The sequence below is a fragment of the Mesorhizobium sp. WSM4898 genome, from assembly GCF_029625845.1.
GTDB lineage: Bacteria > Pseudomonadota > Alphaproteobacteria > Rhizobiales > Rhizobiaceae > Mesorhizobium.
In genome coordinates this window covers 499,278-525,648 of the sequence record NZ_JARTVQ010000001.1, presented here as the reverse complement: position 1 = coordinate 525,648, position 26,371 = coordinate 499,278, and the positions used below count along the sequence as shown (strand labels likewise).

27 protein-coding genes are annotated in these 26,371 nt (G+C 63.8%); 8 read left to right on the top strand and 19 right to left on the bottom strand.

Going from position 1 to position 26,371, the window contains the following annotated elements; all coding sequences use genetic code 11:
- Positions 1–31 precede the first annotated feature (31 nt).
- The 4 genes from iolE to P9228_RS02650 all read right to left on the bottom strand — a co-directional run bounded on the left by iolE (position 32) and on the right by P9228_RS02650 (position 5,956).
- On the bottom strand, positions 32–946 hold the full coding sequence (gene iolE / locus P9228_RS02665; RefSeq protein ID WP_067323926.1) for a myo-inosose-2 dehydratase: 915 nt from the start codon (positions 944–946) through the stop codon (positions 32–34).
- A gap of 172 nt (positions 947–1,118) precedes the next feature.
- Positions 1,119–2,969: a 3D-(3,5/4)-trihydroxycyclohexane-1,2-dione acylhydrolase (decyclizing) gene (gene iolD / locus P9228_RS02660; protein ID WP_278052242.1), complete on the bottom strand. Its 1,851-nt coding sequence runs from the start codon at positions 2,967–2,969 to the stop codon at positions 1,119–1,121.
- Positions 2,970–3,020: 51 nt separating this feature from the next.
- On the bottom strand, positions 3,021–4,955 hold the full coding sequence (iolC, locus tag P9228_RS02655) for a 5-dehydro-2-deoxygluconokinase (RefSeq protein WP_278052240.1): 1,935 nt from the start codon (positions 4,953–4,955) through the stop codon (positions 3,021–3,023).
- Positions 4,956–5,110: 155 nt separating this feature from the next.
- Entirely contained in the window at positions 5,111–5,956 is an 846-nt protein-coding gene (locus tag P9228_RS02650) for a MurR/RpiR family transcriptional regulator (protein WP_067323921.1), read from the bottom strand.
- Positions 5,957–6,114: 158 nt separating this feature from the next.
- Here P9228_RS02650 and P9228_RS02645 point away from each other — a divergent pair, with 158 nt between their 5' ends.
- On the top strand, positions 6,115–7,224 hold the full coding sequence (locus P9228_RS02645; RefSeq protein ID WP_278052238.1) for a Gfo/Idh/MocA family oxidoreductase: 1,110 nt from the start codon (positions 6,115–6,117) through the stop codon (positions 7,222–7,224).
- Between the two features lie 12 nt (positions 7,225–7,236).
- Here P9228_RS02645 and P9228_RS02640 read toward each other — a convergent pair whose 3' ends face one another.
- Entirely contained in the window at positions 7,237–7,938 is a 702-nt protein-coding gene (locus P9228_RS02640) for a YafY family protein (protein ID WP_095782142.1), read from the bottom strand.
- 125 nt (positions 7,939–8,063) lie between these two features.
- Between P9228_RS02640 and P9228_RS02635 the strand changes: the two genes are divergently transcribed.
- The gene (locus tag P9228_RS02635; RefSeq protein WP_127247516.1) at positions 8,064–8,699 is read left to right on the top strand and encodes a LysE family translocator; all 636 of its coding nucleotides are present in this window, start codon (positions 8,064–8,066) and stop codon (positions 8,697–8,699) included.
- A 21-nt stretch (positions 8,700–8,720) separates the two neighbouring features.
- Here P9228_RS02635 and P9228_RS02630 read toward each other — a convergent pair whose 3' ends face one another.
- From P9228_RS02630 to P9228_RS02590, 9 genes are all read right to left on the bottom strand, one after another.
- Positions 8,721–9,812, bottom strand: coding sequence for a 3-deoxy-7-phosphoheptulonate synthase (locus P9228_RS02630; protein ID WP_095799071.1), 1,092 nt, complete (start codon positions 9,810–9,812; stop codon positions 8,721–8,723).
- Positions 9,813–10,097: 285 nt separating this feature from the next.
- Positions 10,098–10,520: a type II toxin-antitoxin system VapC family toxin gene (locus P9228_RS02625; RefSeq protein WP_278052233.1), complete on the bottom strand. Its 423-nt coding sequence runs from the start codon at positions 10,518–10,520 to the stop codon at positions 10,098–10,100.
- Positions 10,517–10,783: a type II toxin-antitoxin system Phd/YefM family antitoxin gene (locus P9228_RS02620; RefSeq protein WP_067323907.1), complete on the bottom strand. Its 267-nt coding sequence runs from the start codon at positions 10,781–10,783 to the stop codon at positions 10,517–10,519. Before P9228_RS02620 ends, P9228_RS02625 begins: the two co-directional genes overlap by 4 nt.
- Before the next feature lie 156 nt (positions 10,784–10,939).
- Positions 10,940–11,734 (bottom strand): SDR family oxidoreductase, encoded by a 795-nt coding sequence (locus P9228_RS02615; RefSeq protein ID WP_095825527.1) that lies wholly within the window; start codon positions 11,732–11,734, stop codon positions 10,940–10,942.
- 30 nt (positions 11,735–11,764) lie between these two features.
- Complete coding sequence (gene iolG / locus P9228_RS02610; protein WP_278052228.1) at positions 11,765–12,757, bottom strand: inositol 2-dehydrogenase; 993 nt, start codon at positions 12,755–12,757, stop codon at positions 11,765–11,767.
- Between the two features lie 83 nt (positions 12,758–12,840).
- Positions 12,841–13,611, bottom strand: a complete 771-nt coding sequence (locus P9228_RS02605) for an ATP-binding cassette domain-containing protein (protein ID WP_067003269.1) — start codon at positions 13,609–13,611, stop codon at positions 12,841–12,843.
- Positions 13,612–13,613: 2 nt separating this feature from the next.
- Positions 13,614–14,690, bottom strand: a complete 1,077-nt coding sequence (locus P9228_RS02600; protein ID WP_095799067.1) for an ABC transporter permease — start codon at positions 14,688–14,690, stop codon at positions 13,614–13,616.
- A gap of 180 nt (positions 14,691–14,870) precedes the next feature.
- Positions 14,871–15,812 (bottom strand): sugar ABC transporter substrate-binding protein, encoded by a 942-nt coding sequence (locus P9228_RS02595; protein WP_278052221.1) that lies wholly within the window; start codon positions 15,810–15,812, stop codon positions 14,871–14,873.
- A gap of 367 nt (positions 15,813–16,179) precedes the next feature.
- Positions 16,180–17,211 carry a LacI family DNA-binding transcriptional regulator gene (locus P9228_RS02590; RefSeq protein WP_278052219.1) on the bottom strand — a complete coding sequence of 344 codons (1,032 nt, stop codon included), beginning with the start codon at positions 17,209–17,211 and terminating at the stop codon, positions 16,180–16,182.
- Between the two features lie 176 nt (positions 17,212–17,387).
- Between P9228_RS02590 and P9228_RS02585 the strand changes: the two genes are divergently transcribed.
- The 4 genes from P9228_RS02585 to P9228_RS02570 are packed head-to-tail and all read left to right on the top strand — an operon-like array spanning position 17,388 to position 20,936.
- Positions 17,388–18,494 carry a fatty acid desaturase family protein gene (locus tag P9228_RS02585; protein WP_278052875.1) on the top strand — a complete coding sequence of 369 codons (1,107 nt, stop codon included), beginning with the start codon at positions 17,388–17,390 and terminating at the stop codon, positions 18,492–18,494.
- Between the two features lie 46 nt (positions 18,495–18,540).
- The gene (locus P9228_RS02580; protein WP_067002880.1) at positions 18,541–18,855 is read left to right on the top strand and encodes a MocE family 2Fe-2S type ferredoxin; all 315 of its coding nucleotides are present in this window, start codon (positions 18,541–18,543) and stop codon (positions 18,853–18,855) included.
- Positions 18,856–18,871: 16 nt separating this feature from the next.
- Complete coding sequence (locus P9228_RS02575; RefSeq protein ID WP_278052216.1) at positions 18,872–20,089, top strand: FAD-dependent oxidoreductase; 1,218 nt, start codon at positions 18,872–18,874, stop codon at positions 20,087–20,089.
- A gap of 37 nt (positions 20,090–20,126) precedes the next feature.
- Positions 20,127–20,936 carry a 3-methyl-2-oxobutanoate hydroxymethyltransferase gene (locus P9228_RS02570; RefSeq protein ID WP_067323895.1) on the top strand — a complete coding sequence of 270 codons (810 nt, stop codon included), beginning with the start codon at positions 20,127–20,129 and terminating at the stop codon, positions 20,934–20,936.
- 18 nt (positions 20,937–20,954) lie between these two features.
- Here P9228_RS02570 and P9228_RS02565 read toward each other — a convergent pair whose 3' ends face one another.
- From P9228_RS02565 to hslV, 5 genes are all read right to left on the bottom strand, one after another.
- Positions 20,955–21,914 carry a DUF1402 family protein gene (locus P9228_RS02565; RefSeq protein ID WP_278052213.1) on the bottom strand — a complete coding sequence of 320 codons (960 nt, stop codon included), beginning with the start codon at positions 21,912–21,914 and terminating at the stop codon, positions 20,955–20,957.
- A 129-nt stretch (positions 21,915–22,043) separates the two neighbouring features.
- The gene (gene hslU, locus P9228_RS02560; RefSeq protein ID WP_067323891.1) at positions 22,044–23,354 is read right to left on the bottom strand and encodes an ATP-dependent protease ATPase subunit HslU; all 1,311 of its coding nucleotides are present in this window, start codon (positions 23,352–23,354) and stop codon (positions 22,044–22,046) included.
- Between the two features lie 5 nt (positions 23,355–23,359).
- The gene (locus P9228_RS02555; RefSeq protein WP_067002893.1) at positions 23,360–23,959 is read right to left on the bottom strand and encodes a DUF2585 domain-containing protein; all 600 of its coding nucleotides are present in this window, start codon (positions 23,957–23,959) and stop codon (positions 23,360–23,362) included.
- Between the two features lie 5 nt (positions 23,960–23,964).
- Positions 23,965–24,489 (bottom strand): GNAT family N-acetyltransferase, encoded by a 525-nt coding sequence (locus P9228_RS02550; RefSeq protein WP_278052208.1) that lies wholly within the window; start codon positions 24,487–24,489, stop codon positions 23,965–23,967.
- Between the two features lie 49 nt (positions 24,490–24,538).
- Positions 24,539–25,090, bottom strand: a complete 552-nt coding sequence (gene hslV, locus P9228_RS02545) for an ATP-dependent protease subunit HslV (RefSeq protein WP_067002895.1) — start codon at positions 25,088–25,090, stop codon at positions 24,539–24,541.
- Positions 25,091–25,293: 203 nt separating this feature from the next.
- On the opposite strand from hslV, the gene hisB reads away from it, so the two are divergent.
- Positions 25,294–25,893, top strand: coding sequence for an imidazoleglycerol-phosphate dehydratase HisB (gene hisB, locus P9228_RS02540; protein WP_095825521.1), 600 nt, complete (start codon positions 25,294–25,296; stop codon positions 25,891–25,893).
- Positions 25,894–25,897: 4 nt separating this feature from the next.
- Complete coding sequence (locus P9228_RS02535; protein ID WP_127216636.1) at positions 25,898–26,371, top strand: DUF2628 domain-containing protein; 474 nt, start codon at positions 25,898–25,900, stop codon at positions 26,369–26,371.

Genomic DNA, 26,371 nt, shown 5'->3' with positions numbered 1-26,371 from the left:
GATAGAGCGAGCGGCCGGACGAATCCACCGCTTACGCCGGGAAGCCCTGCGTCTCGACCGTATAACCGGCGGCCGTCATCACCCGCATCAGCTCCTTGTGGCCGACCTCAGCCATCCTCAGCGGCGGGTTCTTTTTCGGATCCTGCTCGGCCTCGACCACGAACCAGCCTTCATAGCCGTAGTCGGCGAAGCGCTGGACGATCGCGCCGAAATCGAGCGAGCCGTCGCCGGGCACGGTGAAGGCGCCGAGCGCGACGGCATCGAGGAAGGACTGTTTCGTGCGGTCGAGCCCGTCGATCACGTTCATGCGCACGTCCTTCACATGGACGTGGTTGATGCGCTTGTGGTGGTTGTCGATGGCGCGCAGCACATCGCCGCCGGCGAAGGCGAGATGGCCGGCATCGAGCAGCAGCGGGATGCCTTCGCCGGAATGATGCATGAAGGAATCGAGTTCCGGCTCGGTCTCGACCACGGCCGCCATGTGATGATGGTAAGAAAGCGGCATACCCTGGTCGGCGCACCATTCGCCGAATTCGGTGACGCGGCGGCCATAGGCCTTCATCTCGTCGGCCGGAAGCTTTGGCTTGGTGGCAAGAGGCTTGGAGCGGTCGCCCTGGATGGAGCGGCCGACCTCGCCATAGACGATGCAGGGCGCGTTGACCGCCTTGAACAGCTCGATCATCGGCTGGATGCGATCCTTGTTCTTCGACATGTCCTCATCGACCAGCGTGCCGGAGAACCAGCCGCCGCAGAGCGTGACGTCGGCCTCTTTCAGGATCGGCAGCATCACCTTCGGGTCGTGGGGGAAGCGGCGGCCCATCTCCATGCCGGTGAAGCCGGCCGAGCGCGACTGGCGCAAACACTCCTCCAGCGACACATCATCGCTCAATTCCACGAGATCGTCGTTCCACCACGCGATGGGAGACATGCCCAGTTTGGCTTTCAAGTCGTCACTCCAGGTTCGGATCGTTCAACTTTCGCTCGTCGGCGCTGCCCTCATCCGCCTACCGGCACCTTCTCCCCGTGAATGACGGGGAGAAGGGACAGGCTTCGGCGCTGGCGGCCCCCTCTCCCCGTTCTTCACGGGGAGAGGGCAAGGGTGAGGGGCAGCGCCAGCTTCAATCACCTAAGCTCCGCATGAGCTTTTTCTCGTCATACGCCTTGCGCGCCGCGTTCACCTGCGGCCGCGACGAGACTTCCGGCACGGCAACATCCCACCAGTGGCCGCCGGCCTCGGTCGACACCAGCGGATCGGTGTCGATGACCAGCACGGTGGTCTTGTCGTTGCCCTTCGCCTTGGCGAGCGCCGTCTCGAGTTCAGCAATCGAGGCCACCTTCTCGGCGACGGCGCCGAGGCTGGCCGCATGGGCGGCGAAGTCGACGTCGGGCATCACCTCGTGGCGAGCGTCCTTCAAGAGATTGTTGAAGTTGGCGCCGCCGGTCGCCATCTGCAGCCGGTTGATGCAGCCATAGCCGCGATTGTCGAGCAACACGATGGTGAGCTTCAGGCCGAGCATCACCGACGTCGCGATCTCGGAATTGAGCATCAGATAGGAGCCGTCGCCGACCATGACGACGACTTCCTGGTCGGGTTTCGCCATCTTGACGCCGAGCCCGCCGGCGATCTCGTAGCCCATGGTCGAGAAGCCGTATTCGGCGTGATAGGAACCGGGCGCGCCCGCTTGCCAGAGCTTGTGCAATTCGCCGGGCAGCCCGCCGGCGGCATGCAAAAGCGTGACGCCCGAGCCCTTCGCGCGCTGCACGGCGCCGATCACCTGCGCGTCGGAGGGATAGGCGGCGTTGGTCGAGGCCGTCACCTTGGCGGCGGCAGCCTGCCATTCCGTCTTGCCCTTCAGCGCATTGTCGGTCCAGGCGGTCGGCGCCTTCCAGCCCTTCAGCGCGGCGGACAGCTCGGCGAGCCCTTCGGTGGCGTCGGCAACCAGCGGCAGCGCCCAGTGCTTTCCGGCATCGAAGACCTGGGTATTGAGCCCGACAATGGTGCGGCCGGCATTCTTGAACAGCGCCCAGGAGCCGGTGGTGAAGTCCTGCAGCCTGGTGCCGACGGCAAGAACCACATCGGCCTCTTCCGCCAGCCGGTTGGCCGCTGATGTGCCGGTGACGCCGACGGCCGCCATGTTGAGCGGATGATCGTCGGGCAGCGAGGATTTGCCGCCTTGCGTCTCGCAAACCGGAATGCCGGCGCCCTGCACCAGCTTGGCCAGCTCTCCGGAAGCCTGCGAATAGAGAACGCCGCCGCCGGCGATCACCAGCGGCTTCTTGGCGTTCTTCAGCGCCGCGACGGCGACGGCCAGCTCGTTGCGATCCGGGCGCAGCCGGCGCGGCGTCCAGACGCGCTCGGCAAACAGGCTTTCCGGATAATCATAGGCCTCCGCCTGCACGTCCTGGCAGAGCGAAAGCGTGACCGGGCCGCATTCGGCCGGATCGGTCAGCACCAGCATGGCGCGGTTCAGCGCCGGGATGATCTGCTCCGGCCGCGTGATGCGGTCGAAATAGCGCGAGACGGGGCGGAAACAGTCGTTGACGCTCGCCGTGCCGTCGGAGAAATCTTCGGCCTGCTGCAGCACCGGGTCGGGCAAGCGGTTGGCGAAGATATCGCCGGGAAGCAGCAGCACCGGTAAGCGATTGACGTGGGCGAGCGCCGCAGCCGTCACCATGTTGAGCGCGCCGGGGCCGATCGAGGTGGTCGCGGCCATGAAGCGGCGGCGGAAATTCGCCTTGCCGTAAGCAATCGCCGCATGCGCCATCGCCTGCTCGTTATGGGCGCGGAAGGTCGGCAGCTCGTCGCGGACCTGGTAGAGCGCCTCGCCGATGCCGGCGACATTGCCGTGGCCGAAGATCGCCCAGACGCCGCCGAAGATCGGCACCTTCTTGCCGTCGATCTCGGTCATCTGGCGGCTGAGAAAGCGGGTCAGCGCCTGCGCCATCGTCAGGCGAACGGTCTTGGTCATTGTCGTTTCCTCCGGCTTTCCCTGTGCCGCCTAATATGCTGCCTGTTCTTCTTATGCTGCTTTGCGGCCGCGCGCTGCAAGCCATGCCTCGGTCAATTGCTCGAAGCGCGAGGCCATGTCGGCGACAGCCTCGTCATTCGAGATCTTGCCGGCCAGCCATTGTTCGGCGGCATTGACAAAGATGGTGCGACCGACGGCAAATCCCTTGACGATGGGCGCATTGGCGGTGGCGGCAAAGGCGGCGACCAGCTCATCCTGCGGCGCCTCCAGACCGAGCAGCACGACGCCGCGGCACCACGGATCATTCTTGACGATCACCTGCTCTATCCTGGCCCAGGCGCCTGCCGAGGCCTGCGGCTCGAGCTTCCACCAGTCGGGCTTGATGCCCAGCGCATAGAGTTCTTCAAGGGCGCGCGGAATGGTGGTGTGGTCGAGCGTGCCGTGCTTGCCGGCGATGATCTCGACGAGCAGTTCCCTGCCGACTTTCCGCGCCGCCTCGAACAGGGCTCGCAGTTTTTGCTGCTGCTCTGTCTTCAGCGCCTCCGGATCATCCGGATGATAGAAGCAGAGGCACTTGATGCAATGGTCGACCGGCCATTCGGTGAGCTGCGAGCCGACGTCCTGCGAGAATTCGAAGCGCAGCGGCCGCGATCCGGGCAATTCGACCGGCCGACCGAGCCAGGCAAAGGGATGGCGGGCGAACTCGAACATGGCATCGCGGCCGTATTTCTCATCGATCAGCATGCCGTAGCCGTCGCGACCGGCGGCGACCTTGGCCGCCGCCTTGACGGTGAGCACCTTGAAGTCGGGGATGCGCGAGACATCTGCACCGACCCTGGCGGCGACATCTTCCAGCTGGACGCGGTGGTCGCAAGCGAGCGCCATCAGCGAAGGGATGTCGCGCCGCCGCGTCGTCGCCCAATGGATGTGGTTGATTGCCTCGTCCTTGCGCAGCGCCAGATGCTTGCTGCCGTGCTTCAGAAAAAACTGCAGCTCCTCGAAGGTCGGATATTCCGGCGCGCATAGCAGGCGCGACACGGCGAAGGCGCCGCAGGCATTGGCCCAGGTCGCCGCCGTGGCAAAGCTTTCGCCGCCGAGCCAGCCGCGCAGGAAGCCCGACATGAAGGCGTCGCCGGCGCCAAGCACGTTGTAGATCTCGATCGGGAAGCCCTCGCCGACGATACCGTCCTCGAGGTCGTCGCTGATCGGCCCGTCATAGACGATGCAGCCTTTGGCACCGCGCTTGAGCACGATGGTAGCGGCCGACAGCGTGCGGATCGTCTTAAGCGCGCTCAGACAATCGTCGGCGCCGGAGGCGATCATGATTTCCTCCTCGGTGCCGACGATGAGGTCGCAATCGGGCAGCACCGTCTTCAGCTGCGCCGAGACCCGGTCCGACTTGACGTAGCGCTCGAAGCCCTCGGCATGGCCGGCGAGCCCCCAGAGGTTCGGGCGGTAGTCGATGTCGAACACGACCTTGCCGCCCTTGGCCTTCATCAAACGGATCGCCTTGCGCTGTGCGGCATCCGAGTTGGGACGCGAGAAATGGGTGCCGGTGACGACCACGGCGCGCGCCGAGGCGATGAAAGCCTCGTCGATGTCCTCTTCGGCGAGCGCCATATCGGCGCAATCCGAACGATAAAAAATCATCGGCGAGACGCCTTCGTCCTCGACGGAAAGCAGCACCAGCGCCGTCAGCCGTTCCTTGTCGGTCTTCAGGCCGTCGACCGAGACGCCCTCACGCCTGAGCTGCTCGCGGATGAAACGGCCCATCTGCTCGTCGCCGACGCGAGTGAGCAGCGCCGAGCGCAGGCCGAGCCTTGCCGTGCCGACGGAGATATTGGCCGGGCAGCCGCCGACCGACTTGGCGAAGGAGGTTATGTCCTCCAGACGCGAGCCGATCTGCTGGCCGTAGAGATCGACAGAGGCGCGGCCGATCGTGATGACGTCGAGCGGCGGATATTTCGCTTCCACGGCTTCGCCCATTCGAACCTCCCATCGGCTTTGTTGTGCAGAGCAGCGTCGTTTTGGGCAGCACGCGCGAACGGCGGCGTGACACCGTCAATATGAAATAATAATTCCAATCCATAGTCAATATGGAATGAGTGTTCCCTGATGGAAAAACGCCCGTTCGGGGCCGCTCAGGCCTTGCGCTTACGGCCGGCGTCGCGCCGCTTTTCGCCGACGGCAACGGTCAGCGCCATGGCAAGCGCCATCGTCGCCGACAAAGAGCGGAAGCCGCCGAAATCGGATTCGGCCACCTCGAACCAGACCTTGGCGAATTGGGCGAGCGGCGAGAACGAGCTGTCGGTGATGGCGACGATGGGCACGCCCTGCTCGGCGATCGAGCGCGTCTCCTCGATGGTCGCAGGCGCGTAAGGCGAGAAGCTGATGGCGATGACGGCGTCGCGCGGCGTGGCGAAGCCGATCATCTCGGCATTCAAGCCCGCGGCCGACTCGATCAGTTGGTTGCGGATCTTGAGCTTGCCAAGCGCGTAGGCGATGTAGGAGGCGACCGGATAGGAGCGGCGCTTGGCCAGCACATAGATTGTCTCGGCCTTTGCCAGCAGCGTGATCGCCTGTTCGAAATGCGCATCGTTCAGCGCGCGCGAAATGTCGCTGAGCGAGGTGCTGGCGGCAGCCACGAAGCCGTCGAAGATCGCCCGGTGTCCGGCGCCTTCCTCGGCCTTGGCGCGCAGCGCCGCCAGCCGCTCGTCATAAGACGAATTGCGTTCGCGCAGCCGCTCGCGAAACACCTGCTGCAGGCTGGTGAAACCGTCGAAGCCGAGCTGCTGGGCGAAGCGGATCAGCGTCGAGGGCTGGACGCCGGCGGAAGCCGCGATACTCGCCGCCGTGCCGAAGGCGATGTCGTCGGGATTGTCCAGCGCATAGGCGGCGATCTGCGCGATGCGCTTGGGCAGACTGGTGCGCCGCTCCAGGATCGTCGTGCGCAAGGTCTCGAAATCGCGAGGCACCCGTCCGTCCATCGTCGCTCCGCCCACGGCCATGCTGGTGTTCCCTCTCCTGCCTCATCATAGCGGTTTCGCGCAAGAACACCATAAAAAATGATTTGGACGTTCCATTCTCGACTGAAATGGATTAATTCATCCATGCGAATTCTTCCCCTTCAGCGGAGACAATCGACATGGTCGGAGTGGGCCTCATCGGCACGGGCTTCATGGGCAAGTGCCACGCCATTGCCTGGAACGCGGTCGGCACCGTCTTTCCCGATGTCGACAAGGCGAGGCTGGTGCATCTGGGTGAGGTCAACGACGAGCTTGCAAAGCGCAAAGCGGCCGAGTTCGGCTTCACTCGAGGCTCGGCCGACTGGCGTGCCGTCGTCAACGATCCGGAGGTCGATGTCGTGTCGCTGACCACGCCCAACCAGTTCCATCCGGAAATGGCGATCGCCATCCTCGAAGCCGGCAAGCACCTGTGGTGCGAGAAGCCGATGGCACCGAGTTTTGCCGAGGCCGAGGCGATGGCGAAGGCAGCGACCAAATCCGGCAAGGCTGCCGTGCTCGGCTACAACTACATTCAGAACCCGGCCATCCGCCACATCGGCGCGCTGCTTGAGGAAAAGATCATCGGCGATGTCAATCTCGTGCGCATCGAGATGGACGAGGATTTCATGGCCGATCCCGAGGCGCTGTTCTTCTGGAAGCATGAGGCGGCTTCCGGTTATGGCGCGCTCGACGATTTCGCGGTGCATCCGCTGTCGCTGATCAAAGTGCTGTTCGGCCGCGTCGCTCGCGTCATGTGCGACATGGCGAAACCCTATGCCGACCGGCGCGTCGCCTCCGGCGGCCGCCGTGCGGTCGAGACCTACGATATCGCCAGTGTTCTGATGCATCTGGAGAACGGTGTCGCCGGTACGCTGCTGGTCAACCGCTCGGCCTGGGGCCGCAAGGGCCGTATCGCCCTCCAGATCTTCGGCTCGAAAGGCTCGATCCTCTACGACCAGGAGCGAATGAACGAGTTCCAACTTTATCTGACCGCCGACCGGCCGACCGAGCAGGGCTACCGCACGATCCTGCTGGCGCCGCACCACAAGCCCTACGATTCCTTCGTGCCGGCGCCCGGCCACGGCCTCGGCTTCAACGACCTTAAGATCATCGAATGCCGCGAGCTTTTGATGCGGATCGCCGGCAAGCCGGCGCGGACCATCGACTTCGACGAGGGGCTGGAGATCGAGCGGACCGTGCATGCGATGGCGCGTTCGTTCCAGGAACAGCGCTGGGTGGATGTGAGGTGAGCTGGCTCCCCTTCAGGTGCCGGCGGCGGCTGCTGCATTGATCTCCCAGCCGTCCACCCAAACCTGCCGCAGTTGATCGCCTTCGCCTTTGAACCATAGGCCGGTCGGCTGGCAATCCTCGATGCGGTCGCTGCGGAAATTGCGGATGGCCTGGCGCAGCTCGCACCAAGCGACGATGTTGGCGGTCTCGGCGTAGTAGATCAGCGCGATCGGGCGGACGATACGCTGTGTGTCGCGGCCGGCTTCGTCGCGGTAGGCGAGGTCGAGCTTCTCCTCGTCGCGGATGGCGCGGCGCACCAGCGCCAGATCGACCGCCGCGGCCGCAGGCGAAAAACCCCAGGCATGAAGAGCGTTGGCGTCGAGCGTCTGGCGCAAGGGCGGTGGCACGGCGCCGGCGATCTTGGCGCCAACGCGCTTTGCCGCCTGCTTGAGCTCGTCATCGCCGGTGCGTTCCAGCAGCGCCAGCGACAGCACGATCGCCTCCATCTCCTCGATCGAAAACATCAGCGGCGGCAGGTCGAAGCCGGGGCGCAGGATATAGCCTATGCCGCGCCCGCCCTCGATCGGCACCCGCATCGCCTGCAGCGCTGCGATATCGCGATAGACCGAGCGCACCGTCACTTCCAGTTGCTCGGCGATCGTCGCCGCGGTCACCGGCTTCTTGGCCAGCCGCAGGATCTGGATGATTTCGAACAGGCGCGAGGCCTTGCGCATTTTTCCACTCGATCGAAACGCAACTGACACACCCCCGTCAGTTGGGATGACCTATAGGGCCGCGCATCAGTTTGAAAATCAACAGATTCCTCAGCGTCCTTGGCGGGCCGCGACAGGCAACTGACATGAGTTACACGGAAAATCTCTGGCTGTTCTTCATCCTGCTGTTCGGCATCATCGCCGTGCCGGGCATGGACATGCTGTTCGTGCTGGCCAATGCGCTGACCGGGGGGCGCGACAGGGGGCTGGCGGCGACCGGCGGCATTATGCTCGGCGGCGTAGTGCATACGTTGAACGGGGCGATCGGCGTCGGGCTGCTGATTCATTTCGTGCCGGTCCTGTTCAAACCGCTGCTGATCGCCGGCGCCGCTTATATGGCCTATATCGGAATTTCGCTGATGCGCAGCTCGATCACCATCAGCGATGACGGGCCCGCCGGCAGCCGCTCCGCCTGGAAAGCCTTTCGCCAGGGATTGGTCACCTGCCTGATCAACCCCAAGGCCTATCTGTTTATCCTTGCCGTCTATCCGCAGTTCCTGAAGCCGGTTTACGGTCCGATCTGGATGCAGGCGACCATCATGGGACTGCTGACTGTCGTCACACAAGCAGGAATCTACGGCGGCCTCGCCATCACCGCCGGGCGCAGCCGGGCGCTTCTGGTCGGCAATCCGCGGGCAACGGTCATTGCCGGCCGTGCGGCCGGGCTGCTTCTATTCGCGGTCTCGGTATTCACCGCATGGGAAGGGCTGAGGGCGGCGTGAACGCCGCCCTCGCCAGGGTTGTCAGGCGGCGCCCTGACGGGTGGCGAGCAGTTCGCGCTTCACCGACCGGCGCCACTCGACGGCGCCGGCAAGTCCGTGCAGCACCGTTTCGGTGGTCGCCCAATCGATGCAGCCGTCGGTGATGCTCTGGCCGTAGGTGAGCTGCTTGCTGGGCACGACGTCCTGACGGCCGGCGACGAGATTGCTCTCGATCATGACTCCGATGATGCGCTCGTCGCCCGCTGCGACCTGGCCCGCCACGTCGTGCGCGACTTTCGGCTGGTTCTCCGGCTTCTTGCCGCTGTTGGCGTGGCTGACATCGATCATCAGGCGCGGCGCGATGCCGATGCGGCCGAGCTCCGCGGCGGCCGCGTCGACGCTTGCCGCGTCGTAGTTCGGCGCTACGCCGCCACGCAGAATGACATGGCAGTCTTCGTTGCCGGTCGTCGCCGCGATCGCGCTGCGGCCGCCCTTGGTCACCGCCATGAAATGATGCGGCTGCGCAGCGGACTTCACCGCCTCGCCGGCGATTCTCAGATTGCCGTCGGTGCCGTTCTTGAAGCCGACCGGGCAAGAGAGGCCCGACGCCAGCTCGCGGTGGATCTGGCTTTCGGTCGTGCGCGCGCCGATGGCGCCCCAGGCGACGAGGTCGGCGATGTATTGCGGCGTCGTCATGTCGAGGAATTCGGTCGCCGCCGGCAGGCCGAGATTGTTGACGGCGGAAAGCACGTTGCGCGCCATCCGCAAGCCTTTGTCGATGTTGAAGCTGCCGTCGAGGTCGGGATCGTTGATCAGGCCCTTCCAGCCAACCGTGGTGCGCGGCTTCTCGAAATAGACGCGCATGACGATCTCGAGCCGGTCGGCCAGGGCCTCGCGCAGCGCCGCCAGACGGCTGGCGTAGTCCACGGCGGCGACCGGATCGTGGATGGAACAAGGGCCGACGATGACGACCAGTCGATCGTCGGCCCCGGTCAGGATGGAATGGATGGCGTTGCGTGACGCAGCAACGGTGCGCGTCGCCGTGAGCGAGCGCGGTATCTCGCGCAGCACGTCGTCCGGCGTGCTCAGGACTTTGAGTTCCTTGACCCGTAGGTCGTCTGTGGTGGTCAACACGGCTTTCTGCTCCTGGTTAGGAGACCTGCCGGCTGAAACGAAAAAGCCGCCAGGTCTGGCGGCTTTTCGGATTAGATGCTGCAATCTTCAGATCGAGCGCAATCCTCCCGCCGCCAGCGAGCTACCGTAGCTAAAGTACCAAAACGAGGCGGTCAGGTGGATCATGCGGCTCATATAGTCGATGCCGAGGCGCTTGTCACGTCCTCATGAAGCTAAGCATTTGCTTGGTTTGCGCCGTGCTCCGTGGCCTCGGGAAAAATAGAGCATCATGCAGCGGTTCACGGTTCATGCAGACCATGGATCGAAAAGTTCGATTGCAAAGCCTTCGAAATCCTTCGAATTACGCGTTGCCAAGGTGAGCTGCTTCGCAATCGCGGTGGCGGCGATCAGACCGTCCATCGACGACAGACCGCGACCGCGGCGCTTGGCAATGCCCATCAGGTCGCCCCAGGCCAAGGCAACGGCTTCGTCCACCGGCAAAACCCTTTGCTCGAAGCGCTGCGGCAAATCTCGAGCGAGCCATTCGGCCAGTGCCTCTCGTTTGCGGCCCTCATCCGTGAGGGAAACGCCGCGCCGGATCTCGGCGATCGACACGACGCTGATGAATGATCGATCCTCATCAAGCCCGTCCAGCCACTTTAGAACGCCTACATCCGGCGCCGGCCTCGTCACCTCTGACAGGACATTGGTATCGAGCAGAAGCCTCAAAGCGGCTGATCACGCGGTTCGTCGGGTTGACGCTCAAGGTCGAGATCGGCGCCGCGCAGCGGCGACTCCAGGAGGAACTCCGCAAGCGTTCCTTTGCGGGCGGTCTTCCGCCGCCATTCCTCTGCGGACACGACGACAACGCTTGGTTTGCCGTTACGGGTGATCGTCTGAGGCGAAGATTGCGCCCGATCTATTACCTCCGAGAGCCGGGCCTTTGCCCCAGCGACCGTCCAGCTCGTATCTTCTTTCGGTCCGGGCAGCATCTCAATCTCATGACTACTCTGACCATCTTGACTATACCGGAATAGCGATGCTGCGGCAACAGGGGCTCTCAGGGGCCGCGTACCTTTGGGCGCACGAGGCTGATCACATCTCCACCCATAGCTGGCCGGCTTCTGGCGTAAGGCTGCTCGTTGTCACTACTCCCCGATCACGCCAGCTATGTTTTGATCATAATCGACCAGCGAGCCGGTCATGACGCCGGCCTGCGGGCTGAGCATATAGGTGATCAGCCGGGCAAGCTGCGCCGGCTTGACCAACTGGCCCATCGGCTGCGCGGCCTCGGCCTTTTCCAGCCAGTCGTCCGGCGCATCGTGCCACTTCTTCTGCACGATCGCCTCGCCCTCGGTATCCATCCAGCCGGGCAGCACCGCGTTGCAGCGGATGCGGTTTTTCCGGTAGGAGCTGGCGACATTCTTGGTCAGCGTCATCAGCGCGCCCTTGCTGGTCGAATAGGGCGTCAGGAAGGACTGGCCGGCATGCGCCGACATCGACAGCACGTTGACGATCGAGCCCGGCGCCCTGCGCTCCAGGAGATGCGCGACGAGGCCTTGCATCAGGAAAAAGGGGCCGCGCACATTGGTGTCGAAGATCTGGTCGAAAAGCTCTTCCGATGTCTCGACCAACGAGCCGCGGGCCGAAGTGGCGGCCGCGTTGACCAGCGCGTTCAAAGTGCCGAAATGCGCGAGCGCCGTTGCGACGGCGCGCTTGCAGTCGGCGACCTTGGCGACATCGGCGCTGATGAAGATGGCATCGACACCGTTCTTCTTGAGCGCTGCGACCGCCTTGTCACCTTTGTCCTGCGAGCGGCCGACCAGCGCCAGCGCGCGGCAACCCTCGTCGGCCAAGGCTTCCGCGACGGCGAAGCCGATGCCCTGCGCGCCGCCGGTGACGATGGCGCGCGTTTCTGAATTGCGACCGGCTAGACCGTTCATCGCTCTGCTCCTGTATCGATTTCAAAACCTTCAGGCGACGCGGACGGTCTTGCCCGTCTTGGCAGACTCCAAGGCGGCATCAGCCAGCTTCAAGGCGACCAGCCCGTCCTTGCCGCTCGGCGCCGCCTTCTTGCCGGTAGTCGCGGCGGCGATGAAGGAAGCGATCTCGTTGGCGTAGGCTTCGATGTAGCGGGTCATGAAGAAATCGTGCAGCGGCGGGCGGGTGTAGCCCTTGTCATTGGCGAGCTCGATCGACACCGGCCGCTGATTCTCGGCCGCAACCATGCCCTTCGAGCCGTGCGCCTCGATGCGCTGGTCGTAGCCATAGGTGGCGCGGCGCGAGTTGGAGATGACGGCCTGCTTGCCGGACGCCGTTTCCAGAATGACGCTGACGGAATCGAAATCGCCCGCTTCGCCGATCTTCTTGTCGACCAGCACCGAGGCGTGCGCGCTGACCGCCACCGGCTCTTCGCCGAGCAGGAAGCGCGCCATGTCGAAATCATGGATGGTCATATCGCGAAAAATGCCGCCGGATCGCGCGATGTAGTCGAGCGGCGGCGCGCCCGGATCGCGCGAGGTGATGGTGACCATCTCGACATCGCCGATGGCGCCGTCGTCGATCGCCTTGCGGACGGCGGCGAAATGCGGGTCGAAGCGGCGGTTGAAGCCGACCATCAGCGTAGCGCCGGCCTTGTCGACCACGGCCAGGCACTGCTCGACGCGCTTGACGTCGAGGTCGATCGGCTTCTCGCAGAAGATCGCCTTGCCGGCCCTGGCGAAGCGCTCGATGAGGTCGGCGTGAGTGTCGGTCGGCGTGCAGATGATGACGGCGTCGATGTCCTTGGCCTGCTCGATGGCGTCGATGCTGCGCACCTCGGCCCCATAGGCGGAGGCAAGCTCCGTCGCCGCTTTCTCGAAGGCGTCGGCCACGGCCACCAGCTTGGCCTGCGGGTTTGAGGCTACGGCGCGGGCATGCACCTTGCCGATACGGCCGGCGCCGAGAAGAGCGAAGCGGAGAGTCATGGAATGTCCTTTGAGGGTGGCTCTAAAACGTGTCCGCGCCGGCCGGCGCGGACGATTTGGTCTGGTCCCGTCGTGGCGCCTGGTCAGGCGGCCTGAAGCTCCGCCTGCCCGGTCTTGGCGCCGGTGATGTAAGCGACGATGTCGTTGCCGTCGGTGTCCTGCTTGCGCAAATTGGCGACGATGCGGCCGCGCCGGAAGACGACGATGCGGTCGACCAGGTCGAAGACCTGGCGCATGTTGTGGCTGATCAGGATCAGCGGCTCGCCGTTCTCCTTCAGCGTGCGGATGATGTTTTCGACCTGCGCCGTTTCCTGCACGCCGAGCGCTGCGGTCGGCTCGTCCATGATGATCAGCTTGGAGGCGAAGGTTGCGGTCCTGGCGATCGCCACGCATTGGCGCTGGCCGCCCGACATGTGGCGGATGGTGCTGGAGAGGTTCGGGATCTTCACCGCGGTGCGGATCAGCGCCGCCTCGGTCGCCCTGCGCATCGCCTTGCGGTCGAGGATCGAGAAGGGGCCGAGGTTGAAAAGCACCTTCTCCCGGCCGAGGAAGAGGTTCGACGGCACGTCGAGGTCGTCGGCCAGAGCCAGGTTCTGGAACACGGTCTCGATGCCGGCCTCGCGCGCCTCGATCGGGCCGGCGAAGTTCACTTCCTTGCCGTCGAACCAGATCTTGCCGTCGGTGCGCTGCTCGACGCCGGTGATCTGGCGCACGAAGGTCGACTTACCGGCGCCGTTGTCGCCCATGATGGCGACATGCTCGCCCTTGCGCAGCTCGAAATTCGCCTCCTGCAGCGCGTGAACGCCGCCATAATGCTTGGTGAGGTTTTCGGTCTTCAGAACGATATCGGACATGGTCAAGCTCCTATCGCCCGGCGGCGCTGGCGCCATTGATCAAGAACGACTGCGCCGACAATGATCACGCCCTTGACCATCTCCTGGTAGTAGGCGTCGAGGCGCAGGAAGGTGAAGCCGGAAATGATAACGCCGAAGATCAGCGAGCCGATCACCGTGCCTATGATAGACCCGCGGCCGCCCGAGAGCGAGACGCCGCCGATGACCGCCATGGCGATGGCGTCGAGCTCGTACATCACGCCCATGCCGGCCTGGGCGGTGAGGTTCTTGGAGGAGAGCACCACCGCGGCGATCGAGGCGAGGATGCCGGCAATCACATAGACCAGCACCTTGTGGTTGGCGATCTTGATGCCGGACATGCGCGCGGCATCCTCGTTGGAGCCGATGGCGTAACAATGCTTGCCGTATCGGGTGTAGCTCAGGATGAGCTGGAACAGGATCGCCAGTGAAATGAAGATGATGACCGGCATCAGCCCCTTGCCGATGGCCGCGAAGCTGTCGGTCGGGAACGAGATCGGCTGGCCCTTCGACCACCATTTTGCGATGCCGCGCGCCGTGACCATCATGCCGAGCGTGGCGATGAACGGCGGAATGCGGGTGTAGGCGATCAGGGCACCGTTGATCAGGCCGGCAATCAGCCCGCAGCCGATCGCGACCAGCAGCGGCACGATGACCGGCAGGTCGGTCCAGCCATAGGCGATGAACATCGCCTTCGGGTTGGGATTGCCGTTGACGGTCGCAACCTGCGCGAAACTCATGGCGATCATGGCGGTGGCGCCGACGATCGAGCCCGAGGACAGGTCGATGCCGCCGCAGATGATGACCTGCGTGACGCCGATGGCGATGATGCCGACGATCGACACCTGCAGGATGATGATCTGCAGCCGCTGCTCGTTGAAGATAGCATCGACGTTATCGCGGGTGTTGAAGAGGAAGCTGTCGCCGAGGAAGACGCGGCCGATCAGCTCGAATGCGCCGACCAGGATGACCAGCGCCAGGAACACGTTGAATTCGGCAGGCCAGGGGCGCTTCTTGGCGTCATAGCTCAGCCCGCCAATGCCATGCGATGTCTGTGACACGTCTTCTTCCTCCGAATGACCGCGCCCGCTCTCCCGCCCGGTCGGGCGGGAGAAGGAAGGGAGCGACGCTGCTCTGTCTGCAGCCGATTTCAGCCAACTCGATGCGTCGGAGCGCCGCTCCAGGGTTTGTCCTCACGCAAGTCCGTACGGAAAACTTCCTGGAATTGCGTTGGCGCGGCGTCAGTTCTTCTTCAGGAACTTGTCGATGTTCGCCGGCGTCACGAGCTGGAAGGGGATGTAGACCTTGCGCTCCACCTTCTCGCCCTTGGAGAGCTTCAGCGCCGCATCGAGCGCGCCCGCGCCTTGGCCAGCCGCATCCTGGAAGACCGTGACGTCGAGATCGCCCGCCTGCATCGCGGCCAGCGCGTCCTGGGTTGCGTCGACGCCGCCGACCACGACCGACTTCATGTCGATATTGGCGGCCTTCATCGCCTGGATGGCGCCGATGGCGCTTTCGTCATTGTTGGCGATGACGCCGTCGAACGGCTTGCCGGACGACAGCCAGTTGGTCATCAGGTTCTGCGCTTCGTCACGCTTCCAGTTCGAGGTCTGCTTGTCGATGATCTTGATGAAGTTGCAGTCCGGCGTGGCAATCACTTCATCGATATCCTTGGTGCGCTGCACCGCCGCCTGATTGGAAAGCTCGCCCATGATCACATAGACATTGGCTTCCTTCTTGCCGGCTTCCTTGAACAGGCGGCAGATTTCCTTGGTCTCGAGCGTGCCGGACTCGGCCTCATTGGACGCGACGAAAGCCTGGCTGTCGGGCAGCTTGTCGACATTGACCGGCTCGCGGTTGACATAGACCAGCGGGATCTTGGCCGCGGCCGCCGCATCCGACATCGCCTGGGTGGCCGAAGTGTCGACCGGGTTGACGATGATCGCGTCGACGCCCGAAGCGGCGAAGTTCTTGATCTGGTCGAGCTGCTTGGCCACGTCGTTCTGCGCGTCCTCGACCTGCAGTTCGACGCCGTCCATGCCCTTGGCCTGGGCGATCATGCCGTTGCGCAGCACGGTCAGGAAATTGTCGTCGAAAAGAGCCATCGAGACGCCGATCTTGGCGGCGAAGGCGGACGAACACATCAGCGCCGAAAGCGCGACGCCCAAAAGCAGTTTCTTCATTTTAGTTTCTCCTCCACTTGGTGTCCGGCTGCACCGATTGAACCGGAATCCCCGATGTTACCGGGGAATCTCTCCCATGGCCCTTCCGGCGGCGTTTTCCTCGCATAATGGAACGCCTGGTCCTCTGCTTGAAACAGATGTTCCGGAACGAAAGAACCAAAATACCCAGTTGGTGAAATATTTATTCCATTTCGCTTGCAGCCGTCAAGGGAGATTCGAAATGGACGTGCCGGTTTTTCGATGGAGGCAAGCGTGCAGCGCCCTCGCGGCCGGCATGCAAACGTTCTGCGGCGGACTTCCGGGCAATTTCACGGCGCGAAAGAATTCCATCAGCCTGATGGATCCCATCATTCCGACGGGAGGCGGCTTAGATGTTTTCCGGCAGATAGATGTCGAAGGGGAGAAAAGTCTGGCCGGGCGCATTGGCGGCGCCGGTCTCGATGGCATGCGCCATCAGCCCGACAAGCTCGCGGCAGAGCGCCGCCAGCGGGGTCGAGATCACCATGGTCAGGATGTTGTCGGCAAGTGCCGCGCGCGCCTCCGCATTGATCTCGTTGCAGACGACCACCGGCATATGCGCCGGCTTCGCCGCCCTCAACGCCGCGACCGCGCCCTCCATGCCGCCGCCGGCGACGTAGCAGCCGGCAAGGTCGGGATGCCGAGCCAGAAGCTCGAGCATCGCATCATGCGTCACCTGGTTGGCCTCCAGGTTGACCAGCGTCTCCATCACAGTGAAATCCGGCGCATGCTCGCGAAAATAGGAGCGGAAGCCGATCTCGCGCAGCTCGTGACCATGAAAACGGTGGCTGCCGACGAAAAGCGCGACCTTGCCTGGCTTGCTGGCGGCCTTGGCGATCATCCAGGCCGCGGTGCGTCCGACCTTGCGGTTGTCGAGCCCGACATAGCCTTCACGGATGCCGGCGGCGAAGTCGGAGAGCAGCGAAAAGACCGGCTGCCCTCGCGCCTTCAGCGCCTCGACCACCGCCGTCAGCGTCGGATGATCCGGACCGACCACGGCGATGGCCCTGGATTTCGCCGCCAGCTTGCGCATCTGGGCGGCGAACTCATCGGGCGCCAGCGAAGCGGCGAAGTCGATCGTCGCAGTGCCCCGGAAACGTTGCGATTGCGAGACCGCAAGCTCCAGCTCGCGCGCGAAATCGCCGTAGAAAACGTCATTGCCGCGCAGCAGCAGGAAGCCGAGACGATATTCGGGCAACTCCTGGCGCATGCGCTGCCTGATCAGGCCAGCGGCGTGATAGCCGATGTCGGTCGCCGCCTCGTAGACGCGACGCGCCGTCTCCTCGCGCACCGGCAGGCGATTGTTCAACACCCGGTCGACCGTGGCGACGCTGAAGCCTGAAACGCGCGCGAGATCGGTGATTGTCGGCCGCTTTGCCATGAGTGCTCCATCGCTTGCCCGACTCAGATTAGCCCAATCTGATAGAAAATGATAGAATCTATCTTTGTGACATTGAGGCTATCATGACTTGGCGCTATGGTGAAGTCGAAGCCAGCCATGGGCGAGGCGCGGCATTGCCGAGGGCCATTCGCCAGGTGCTGATGGAGGACCCCGCAATGACGGCAATCACGTCTCCGGCGCCGTCCGGACGCGACTACAGCCTGACCGGCCGCGACGCCAAGCGCGCGGTCGAGAACGGTCTTTCGGCGGCCCAGTGGTACCACACCGAGATCCCGCGCAAGCAGATGAAGGAGCTGATGCAGCGCTCCGACCAGCCCGCTATCCGAGACACCATCATCTGGCTAGGTGCGCTGTTCCTCAGTGGCGCGGGCGGCGCTTGGTTCTGGGGCAGCTGGTGGTGCGTGCCGTTCTTCTTTGTCTATGGCACGCTCTACGGTTCCTCGACCGACTCCCGCTGGCACGAATGCGGTCACGGCACGGCCTTCCGCACCCAATGGATGAACGATGCGGTCTACCAGCTCGCCTGCTTCATGATCATGCGCAATCCGGTGACCTGGCGCTGGAGCCATACACGCCACCACACCGACACCATCATCGTCGGCCGCGACCCGGAGATCGCCGTCATGCGACCGCCGGACCTTTTGCGCGTTGTGCTGAATTTTTTCGGCGTGCTCGATGCCTGGCATGCGATGACCGACATGGTGCGCAATGCCGCCGGCGTCATCAGCGCCGCAGAAAAGACCTTCATCCCGGAACAGGAGCAGCCCAAGGCCATCCGCATCGCCCGTATTTGGCTCGCCATCTATGTCGCGACCATCGCGCTGGCGCTCTATCTGCATTCATGGCTGCCGCTGATGCTCGTCGGCCTGCCCCGCCTCTACGGCGCCTGGCATCACGTCATGACCGGGCTGCTGCAGCATGGCGGGCTGGCCGACAATGTCATCGACCATCGGCTGAACAGCCGCACCGTCTACATGAACCCGATCAGCCGGTTCATCTATTGGAACATGAACTACCATGTGGAGCACCACATGTTCCCGATGGTGCCCTACCACGCGCTGCCCAAGCTGCATGAGCTGATCAAGCACGATTTGCCGGCGCCGACGCCGTCGATCCTGGCCGGCTACCGCGAGATGATCCCGGCCTTCCTGCGCCAGCTGCGCAACGAGGACTACTTCCTCAAGCGCGAGCTGCCGCCGACGGCAAAGCCCTACCGGGAAGAGCTGCACAACGACAATCCGGTAGCGGCCGCGGCCGAGTGACCGGATCCGACACAACCGACAACGAAGAATTTCGCCGGAGGACGACATGAGCGACTGGGTCGAGGCCTGCGCGGCCGGAGACATCGACGAGGAGGACGTAATGCGGTTCGATCATGCCGGCCGCACCTACGCCATCTATCGCAGCCCGGAGGACGAGTATTACGCGACCGACGGCCTGTGCTCGCATGAGAAAGTGCATCTGGCCGATGGGCTGGTGATGGACGACATCATCGAGTGTCCAAAACACAATGGCCGCTTCAACTACAAGACCGGCGACGCGCGCGGGGCGCCGGTCTGCGTCAATCTCAAGACCTATCCGGTCAAGGTCGACGCCGGCAAAGTCCTCATTCAGCTTGGGTGACGGCATGGCGGGAGGAATGGTCATCATCGGCGCCGGCGAGTGCGGCGGTCGTGCCGCGCTTACCCTGCGCGACCTTGGTCATGAAGGGCCGGTGACGCTGGTCGGCGACGAGCCGCATCTGCCCTATGAACGGCCGCCGCTGTCGAAGGAGGCGATGACCAGCGAGGCGCCCCTCATCAAGGCGATCGCCAGCGACGAGCTTTTGGCCGAACACTCGATCCGCCACATCCATTCCGTTCGGGCCGTCGCTATCGACCGCGCCGCGCATCTCGTGCGCCTCTCCGACGGCTCTTCGCTTGGCTATGGCAAGCTGCTGCTCGCGACCGGGTCCGTGCCGCGCAAGCTGCCGATGCCTGGTCTGGGCGGCCGCTGCGTTTATCTCAGGACCTTCAACGACGCGCTCGCGATCCGCGCCCATCTTAAGCCGGAGAACCGCGTCGCCATCATCGGCGGCGGTTTCATCGGCCTCGAGCTTGCCGCTTCGGCGCGCAAGCTAGGCGCCACGGTCACGGTGCTGGAGGCGCAGCCGCGCATCCTGATGCGCGGCGTGCCGGCCGAGGTCGCGGAAATCATTCACAAGGCGCATCAGGCCGAAGGCGTCAAGGTGCTTACCGGCCAAGGCATCACGGCGATTGCCGACGACGGCACGCAAGTTCGCATCACGCTTGCCGACGGGCAGGAAATCGTCGCCGATCTTGCCGTGATCGGCATCGGCGCCGTGCCGGTGACGGCGCTCGCCGCCGAAGCAGGACTTGCGATCGACAATGGTATCGCCGTCGATGAGAACCTTTGCACCGCGGATCCGGATGTTTTTGCCGCCGGCGACTGCTGCTCGTTCCCGCTCGCCGTCTATGGCGGCCGGCGCGTGCGGCTGGAAGCCTGGCGCAACGCGCAGGAGCAGGGCGCGCTCGCCGCGAAGAACATGCTGGGCGCCAACGAGGCGCATGCCGCGGTGCCGTGGTTCTGGTCGGATCAATATGGGCTCACGCTGCAGATCGCCGGGCTTTCGGACGAAGGCCGCTCGACCGTACGGCGCGACCTCTACGACGGCGCCTTCATTCTGTTCCACCTGGCCGAGGACGGCAGGCTGGTCGCCGCCAGCGGCATCGGGCCCGGCAATGCGGTGGCGCGCGACATACGGCTGGCCGAGATGCTGATCGCGAAGCGGGCGACGCCCGCGCCTGAGGCGCTCGGCACGCAATCGGTCAAGCTGAAGTCGCTGCTGGCGGCATAGGCCCGAGTAATCGCTGGAAACGAGGGGATCCACGGACATGGCACGCAACAGACCGACCGTCGCCGATTTGCAATTGCTGAAGGGCAAGCGCCAGCTTTCGAAGCTGCGCGTTTTCTCGCTGGAGGAGGCCGAGGCCGCCGAGCGTGCCGGCATCGACATCATCTCGGTCCCCTATGATCTTATCTTCGATCCGCGTTTTCGCGACGCCGCGCCCACCTGCTTTGCCATTCCCGGCGACGAACGCATCAAGCTGGGCGCAACCACCGACGAGATCCTGCGCATGGCGGTGAAGCTGCGCGCGGCCAGCGCCGACGCCATGTATTGCGCGGCCAGCCTGCAGACCATCCGCCGGCTGCGCGACGAGCATATTCCGGTCTGCGGTCACGTCGGGCTGATCCCGGCGCATGCGACCTGGACGGGCGGCTTCAAGGCGGTCGGCAAGACGGCCGAAAGTGCTGCCTTCGTCTGGAAGCAGGTCAAGGACCTTGAAGCCGCCGGCGCCTTCGCCGCCGAGATCGAAGTTGTGCCGGCCCCGGTTGCAAGCGCGATCTCGCGGCGTACATCGCTGATCATGATCTCGATGGGCGCCGGCGCCGGCTGCGATGCGCAATATCTGTTCTCCGAAGACGTGCTCGGCAGCAATCGCGGCCATTATCCGCGCCATGCCAAGCGCTACCGCGACTTCGCGGCGGAGTTCGACCGCCTGCAGAGCGAGCGCATCGCGGCCTTCCGCGAATATGCAGACGATATCCAGGCGGGCGCCTATCCAGAGCCGCGGCACATGGTCGAGGCGGATGCCGACGAAATGCGCAAGTTCGAGGCGTTTCTCGCCTCGGAAGGCTACTGAGCCACCCGGGTCAGCCGGCTAGAACAGCGTCTTCAGCTCGTCCAGCTTGTCGTTGACCAGCCAGCCGTAATAATTCTCCTCGGGCAGCTTTTCCGGTTCCCCGGCGGCGCGACGCTTCTCGTTCTCCTCCTCCAACGCATAGGCGCGCTGCTCGGGGTTGCCGACATTGTAGAGCGTGGCGGTCAGGCCCGGATTATGCGAGATGTCGAAGCCGGCGATGCTGTTGTAGGCGTCGATCGACTTCCTGATGGTCGCAGCGACGTAAGGCAGCGTGAGGTCGGGATCCATGATGGTCTTGTAGACCGTGTTCGGATCATTGACGTCGAGCTCGGGCAGGCCGGAGACCTTGTGCACGAGATCGCTCATCTGCAGCGCCGTCAGCGGGTTGAGCTGGCCTAGTCCGAAAGTCTGGCCGGCATAGTAGGGTTGGAAGAAAGTGGCTCCGAAGCGGTCGTTGGGGAAGCTGGTCCCACCGACGGTCTTGCCGCGGAAGGAATGGTTCCACACCTGCTCGCGGCATTCCCAGAGATCGTAGCTGTCGGTTATGCCGGCGCATTTCTGGAATTGCGGCCGCTCAACGAAATCGCTGACGTCCTCCCCTTCATAAGCAAAGGTGAGCTTGCTCGACAGGTAGGACATTGCCTTGACGTAATAGGTCTGCAGCCGATCATAGGCGTCGACATTGTAGGTGTGCTCGCCGACGATGGCGCCGACGATGTGCATCGGATCGATGTCGTAGGCGGCCGCCACTTTCCTGATCTTGGCGCGCAGCTCGGCATCGTTCTGCAAGAGCGCGTAGACCTTGCGATACTTGGCCTGGAAGGTGGTGTTGGTGGCCTGGGTGCGCCGGCTGGAAGCGCCGGGAATATCCGGCTGCACGCTGTTGCGATTGCCCGGCGGCACCATGGTCGCCGCGTCCGCCGTTGCCACCGCCGCGGCCAATGCCAGCCCAACAAAAAGAAGTATGCGTTTCTTCATCCACCGCCGCCTTCAAGTCGGCGGCAAACTAGGTAAAGCGCGTAGGAGAGTCGAGACGAGGCAAGCTTCCGACGGGACGAAAGGTGGCCAGATGGTACCATCTGGCCACACATCGCCGGGCTTCGCCCGTTAGAGGATGAACCGCGACAGGTCGGTGTTGCGCGAGAGATCGCCGACATGCTTCTGCACGTAGTCGGCATCGATGGTGACCGCCGTGCCGTGGCGGTCCGGCGCGTCGTAGGAAATCTCGTCCAGCACCCGTTCCATCACCGTCTGCAGGCGTCTGGCGCCGATGTTCTCGACATTGGCGTTGAGGTCGACGGCAATGCCGGCGAGCGAATCGATGGCGTCGTCGGTGAAGGCCAACTCGACGCCTTCGGTCTTCATCAGCGCAATATACTGCTTGATGAGGCTGGCCTCCGTTTCGGTGAGGATGCGGACGAAATCCTGCTTCTCCAGGGCACGCAATTCGACCCGGATCGGCAAGCGGCCCTGCAGCTCCGGAAGCAGGTCCGAAGGCTTGGAGACGTGGAACGCGCCCGAGGCGATGAAAAGAATATGGTCCGTCTTGATCGGCCCGTATTTCGTCGCAACGGTGGTGCCTTCAACCAGCGGCAGCAGATCGCGCTGAACGCCTTCACGCGAGGGACCGCCCGAAATGTCGCTCCTGGCCGCGATCTTGTCGATCTCGTCGAGGAACACGATGCCGTCATTCTCCGTCGATTCCAGCGCCTGGCGAACCACCTCGTCCTGGTCGAGCAGCTTGTCGGACTCGTCATTGATCAGTAGCGCGTAGGATTCCTTCACCGTCGTCTTGCGGGTCTTGGTCTTCCTGCCGCCCATCGCCTTCGACAGCATGTCGTTGATGTTGAGCACGCCGATATTGGCGCCCGGCATGCCGGGGATCTCGAAGCCCGGCATACCGCCGGTGCCGGTGTCCGCCACCTCGATCTCGATCTCCTTGTCGTCGAGCTCACCGTCGCGCAGCCGCTTGCGGAAGCTGTCGCGCGTGGCCGGGCTCGCGGTCTTGCCGACCAAAGCTTCGAGCACGCGCTCTTCGGCATTGATGTGAGCGCGCGCCTTGACGTCCTCACGCATCTTCTCGCGCGTCAGCCCGATGGCGACCTCGACGAGATCGCGCACGATCTGCTCGACGTCGCGGCCGACATAGCCGACCTCGGTGAACTTGGTGGCCTCGACCTTGACGAAAGGCGCGCCGGCCAGCCGCGCCAGCCGGCGCGAGATCTCGGTCTTGCCGACGCCGGTCGGGCCGATCATCAGGATGTTCTTGGGCATCACCTCTTCGCGCATCTGGCCCTCCAGCTGCTGGCGGCGCCAGCGGTTGCGCAAGGCGATCGCCACGGCGCGCTTGGCGTCTTTCTGGCCGATGATGAAGCGGTCGAGTTCCGAAACGATTTCGCGGGGAGAAAAGGTGCTCATATTACTCAAATTCCACTTTGCCACTGCCTGATGGACTCGAACGGATGCAGCAGCATGATCACGTTGAGCGTCAGATTGTCCCGGATGATGTAGCCCGTGCCGAATTCGAAAATGAGCGCCAGGGCCACGATCACCCATATAGGGAGCTTTCGCGCCATCACAAATCCGAGCGCCATGAACAGCGTGTCGGACACCGAATTGATGATGCTGTCGCCGTAATAGTTGAGGGAGATAGTGCCGGCGCGGTAGCGGTCGATGATGAAGGGGCTGTTCTCCAGGAGTTCCCAGCCGCCCTCGATGAGGACGGCGAAAGCCAGCCTCAGCCCGACGGGCGAGCGCGGGAACAGAGCCCAGGCCAGCGCATAGAACAGGAAGCCGTGGATGATGTGCGAGAAGGTGTACCAGTCGGCGATGTGCTGGGAATTCTCCGAGCTGTTCACCACACCGTGCCAGAGCTTGACGTAGCCGCAGGTGCAGATCGGCGGATGGCCCATGCCGTAGAGAATGCCGGCCTGGAAAACGACGAGAGCCAGCACCAGCAGCAGCCCCATGCGCCAGCTGTCTTCATAGGCCGACAGCGTCTTGTCTCCCCCGGATGCGGTCATTGTGATCAGTCCCCCTCTTGTTGGTCGATTTCGGCCGCATCGACGGCCATCAGCACGACGTCCCCGTATTCCGAATGCCTGCGGCCGATCGGCCTGAAGCCGGCCTTTTCATAGGCGCGGATGGCGCGGCCATTGCGGGGATGCGGATCGATGACGACACGCGGCGCGCCTTCCTCGAACAGTTCCGCGACGAACTGGCGGACGATGGCCGAGCCGTGGCCGATGCCGACCAGGTCCGGCGGCCCGATCGACAGATCGATACCCAGCGTGCCGAATGGCTGGTCGGCGTAAGGATGGTTGTCCTCGAGATGCGGATCGTAGCTCTGCAGATAGGCGATCGGCTTGCCGCCCAATTCGACGATCAGCGGCTCCACCGAAACCGACCCGATATGCTCGCGTATCTCGGCGATCTCCTTTTCCGGATCGCCCCACCATTCGGCGATATGCGGCTCGGCAAGCCAGCGGGCGATCATCGGCAGATCCTTTTGGGTGACCGGCCGAAAATCGTAGCTGTCTTCCTGTTCGACCATGATCTGTTCCAGAAGCCGATTCCCATTTTTCGGGATCATGGCCGGCCGCCTAGGCGGCATCGAGCGTTTCGACGACGAAGCTGCTGTTGGTGTAGACGCAGATATCGGCGGCGATCTGCATCGCCCTGCGGGCGATCTCCTCGGCGTCCTTGTCGGTGTCCATCAGCGCGCGGGCGGCGGCGAGCGCGTAGTTGCCGCCGGAGCCGATGGCCATGACGCCATGTTCTGGCTCGAGCACGTCACCGGTGCCGGTCAGCGCGAGCGAGACCGACTTGTCGGCGACCAGCATCATCGCTTCCAGGCGGCGCAGATAGCGGTCGGTGCGCCAGTCCTTGGCGAGCTCGACGCAGGCGCGGGTCAGTTGGTCAGGATATTGTTCGAGCTTGGCTTCGAGGCGTTCGAGGAGGGTGAAGGCGTCGGCGGTAGCGCCGGCAAAACCGGCAATGACACTGCCGCCCTTGCCGATGCGGCGCACCTTGCGGGCGTTGCCCTTCATGATGGTCTGGCCAAGACTGACCTGGCCGTCGCCGGCGATGACAACCTTGCTGCCCTTGCGCACGGTGACGATGGTCGTGGCGTGCATGGTCAGTTCATTCGACATTTCCTGCTCCGAGTCGCGCTATCCCTCAAAGGCGATTGGCGCGGTACGAGTGACTTTGATCGGCCATATGTATGCATAGGGCGAGTGATTGCAAACCGTCCGCGGCAAGGCCGATACAGTCCGGAATGGCAACTGGCAATCGCCGGATCATGCTGATAGAAGGCTCTCGTTTTCAAGCCCGCGCCTCTGAACAGGACAGACTGATGCCGCCCCGTTCCGCAGAAATCAGCCGCAAGACCAAGGAAACCGAGATTTCCGTATCGGTCCATGTCGACGGCACGGGTAAATCCGACATTTCGACGGGTGTCGGCTTCTTCGACCACATGCTCGATCAGCTGTCGCGCCATTCGCTGATCGACATGACGATCGAGGCCAAAGGCGATCTTCACATCGACGACCATCACACGGTCGAGGATACCGGCATTGCCATCGGCCAGGCGCTGAGCAAGGCTTTGGGGGAGCGGCGCGGCATCATGCGCTATGCCTCGATCGAGCTCGCTATGGACGAGACGCTGACCCGGGCGGCGATCGACGTTTCCGGCAGGCCGTTCCTGGTCTGGAACGTTTCCTTCTCGTCGCCGAAGATCGGCACATTCGACACCGAGCTGGTGCGCGAATTCTTCCAGGCGCTGGCGCAGAATGCCGGCATAACGCTGCATGTGACCAACCACTACGGCGCCAATAACCATCATATTGCGGAAACCTGCTTCAAGGCCGTGGCCAGGGCGCTGCGCGTGGCGCTGGAGCCTGACCCGCGCCAGCCCGATGCGGTGCCGTCCACCAAGGGATCCCTGAAAGGATAACCCTATGGCCATCTATGTCGTGATGGAGCCGCCTGCGGGGGGCAACGAGGAGGACGCCGCCCTGGTGCGCGACAGCTTCACCTGGCTCGGCTTCCTGTTCTCGCCGATCTGGCTCGCCTGGCACCGCCTCTGGATCGAGGCCCTGCTCACCTTCGCGGCCATGGCCGCGTTGTCCATGCTCGGCGAGAAACTAAGGCTTGAATGGGCTGGATCGGCGCTCTCGCTGCTGGTGTCGCTCTATATCGGCTTCGAAGGCCAAGCCCTGCGGATCGCGGCGCTCCGCCGCCGCGGCTGGCGGGAATGGGGCGTCGTCGAGGCCGGCAGGCTCGGCGATGCCGAGGTCCGTCACGCGCTCGAAGCCAGCGAGCGCACGCAGGAACAGGCGCCGATGCCGCACATCGTGCCCGACACCAACCTGGCGCGGCCTGCGCAGACAGGCATGGCGCTGGGGCTGACCCATACGCCGGGAAGGCCCTGA

What these genes read in the sequence shown, in the direction of transcription:
- P9228_RS02590 (WP_278052219.1), bottom strand. Translation starts at nt 17,211, where the DNA reads ATGGCAAAGCGGCCGACAATCACCGATCTCGCGCGCGTTTCAGGCTTC.
- P9228_RS02595 (WP_278052221.1), bottom strand. Translation starts at nt 15,812, where the DNA reads ATGAAGAAACTGCTTTTGGGCGTCGCGCTTTCGGCGCTGATGTGTTCG.
- P9228_RS02550 (WP_278052208.1), bottom strand. Translation starts at nt 24,489, where the DNA reads ATGGTCGAACAGGAAGACAGCTACGATTTTCGGCCGGTCACCCAAAAG.
- P9228_RS02640 (WP_095782142.1), bottom strand. Translation starts at nt 7,938, where the DNA reads ATGCGCAAGGCCTCGCGCCTGTTCGAAATCATCCAGATCCTGCGGCTG.
- P9228_RS02635 (WP_127247516.1), top strand. Translation starts at nt 8,064, where the DNA reads ATGAGTTACACGGAAAATCTCTGGCTGTTCTTCATCCTGCTGTTCGGC.
- P9228_RS02615 (WP_095825527.1), bottom strand. Translation starts at nt 11,734, where the DNA reads ATGAACGGTCTAGCCGGTCGCAATTCAGAAACGCGCGCCATCGTCACC.
- P9228_RS02580 (WP_067002880.1), top strand. Translation starts at nt 18,541, where the DNA reads ATGAGCGACTGGGTCGAGGCCTGCGCGGCCGGAGACATCGACGAGGAG.
- hisB (WP_095825521.1), top strand. Translation starts at nt 25,294, where the DNA reads ATGCCGCCCCGTTCCGCAGAAATCAGCCGCAAGACCAAGGAAACCGAG.
- hslU (WP_067323891.1), bottom strand. Translation starts at nt 23,354, where the DNA reads ATGAGCACCTTTTCTCCCCGCGAAATCGTTTCGGAACTCGACCGCTTC.
- P9228_RS02555 (WP_067002893.1), bottom strand. Translation starts at nt 23,959, where the DNA reads ATGACCGCATCCGGGGGAGACAAGACGCTGTCGGCCTATGAAGACAGC.
- iolG (WP_278052228.1), bottom strand. Translation starts at nt 12,757, where the DNA reads ATGACTCTCCGCTTCGCTCTTCTCGGCGCCGGCCGTATCGGCAAGGTG.
- P9228_RS02575 (WP_278052216.1), top strand. Translation starts at nt 18,872, where the DNA reads ATGGTCATCATCGGCGCCGGCGAGTGCGGCGGTCGTGCCGCGCTTACC.
- P9228_RS02605 (WP_067003269.1), bottom strand. Translation starts at nt 13,611, where the DNA reads ATGTCCGATATCGTTCTGAAGACCGAAAACCTCACCAAGCATTATGGC.
- P9228_RS02645 (WP_278052238.1), top strand. Translation starts at nt 6,115, where the DNA reads ATGGTCGGAGTGGGCCTCATCGGCACGGGCTTCATGGGCAAGTGCCAC.
- iolD (WP_278052242.1), bottom strand. Translation starts at nt 2,969, where the DNA reads ATGACCAAGACCGTTCGCCTGACGATGGCGCAGGCGCTGACCCGCTTT.
- P9228_RS02650 (WP_067323921.1), bottom strand. Translation starts at nt 5,956, where the DNA reads ATGGACGGACGGGTGCCTCGCGATTTCGAGACCTTGCGCACGACGATC.
- P9228_RS02535 (WP_127216636.1), top strand. Translation starts at nt 25,898, where the DNA reads ATGGCCATCTATGTCGTGATGGAGCCGCCTGCGGGGGGCAACGAGGAG.
- P9228_RS02620 (WP_067323907.1), bottom strand. Translation starts at nt 10,783, where the DNA reads ATGCTGCCCGGACCGAAAGAAGATACGAGCTGGACGGTCGCTGGGGCA.
- hslV (WP_067002895.1), bottom strand. Translation starts at nt 25,090, where the DNA reads ATGTCGAATGAACTGACCATGCACGCCACGACCATCGTCACCGTGCGC.
- iolC (WP_278052240.1), bottom strand. Translation starts at nt 4,955, where the DNA reads ATGGGCGAAGCCGTGGAAGCGAAATATCCGCCGCTCGACGTCATCACG.
- P9228_RS02570 (WP_067323895.1), top strand. Translation starts at nt 20,127, where the DNA reads ATGGCACGCAACAGACCGACCGTCGCCGATTTGCAATTGCTGAAGGGC.
- P9228_RS02585 (WP_278052875.1), top strand. Translation starts at nt 17,388, where the DNA reads ATGACGGCAATCACGTCTCCGGCGCCGTCCGGACGCGACTACAGCCTG.
- P9228_RS02565 (WP_278052213.1), bottom strand. Translation starts at nt 21,914, where the DNA reads ATGAAGAAACGCATACTTCTTTTTGTTGGGCTGGCATTGGCCGCGGCG.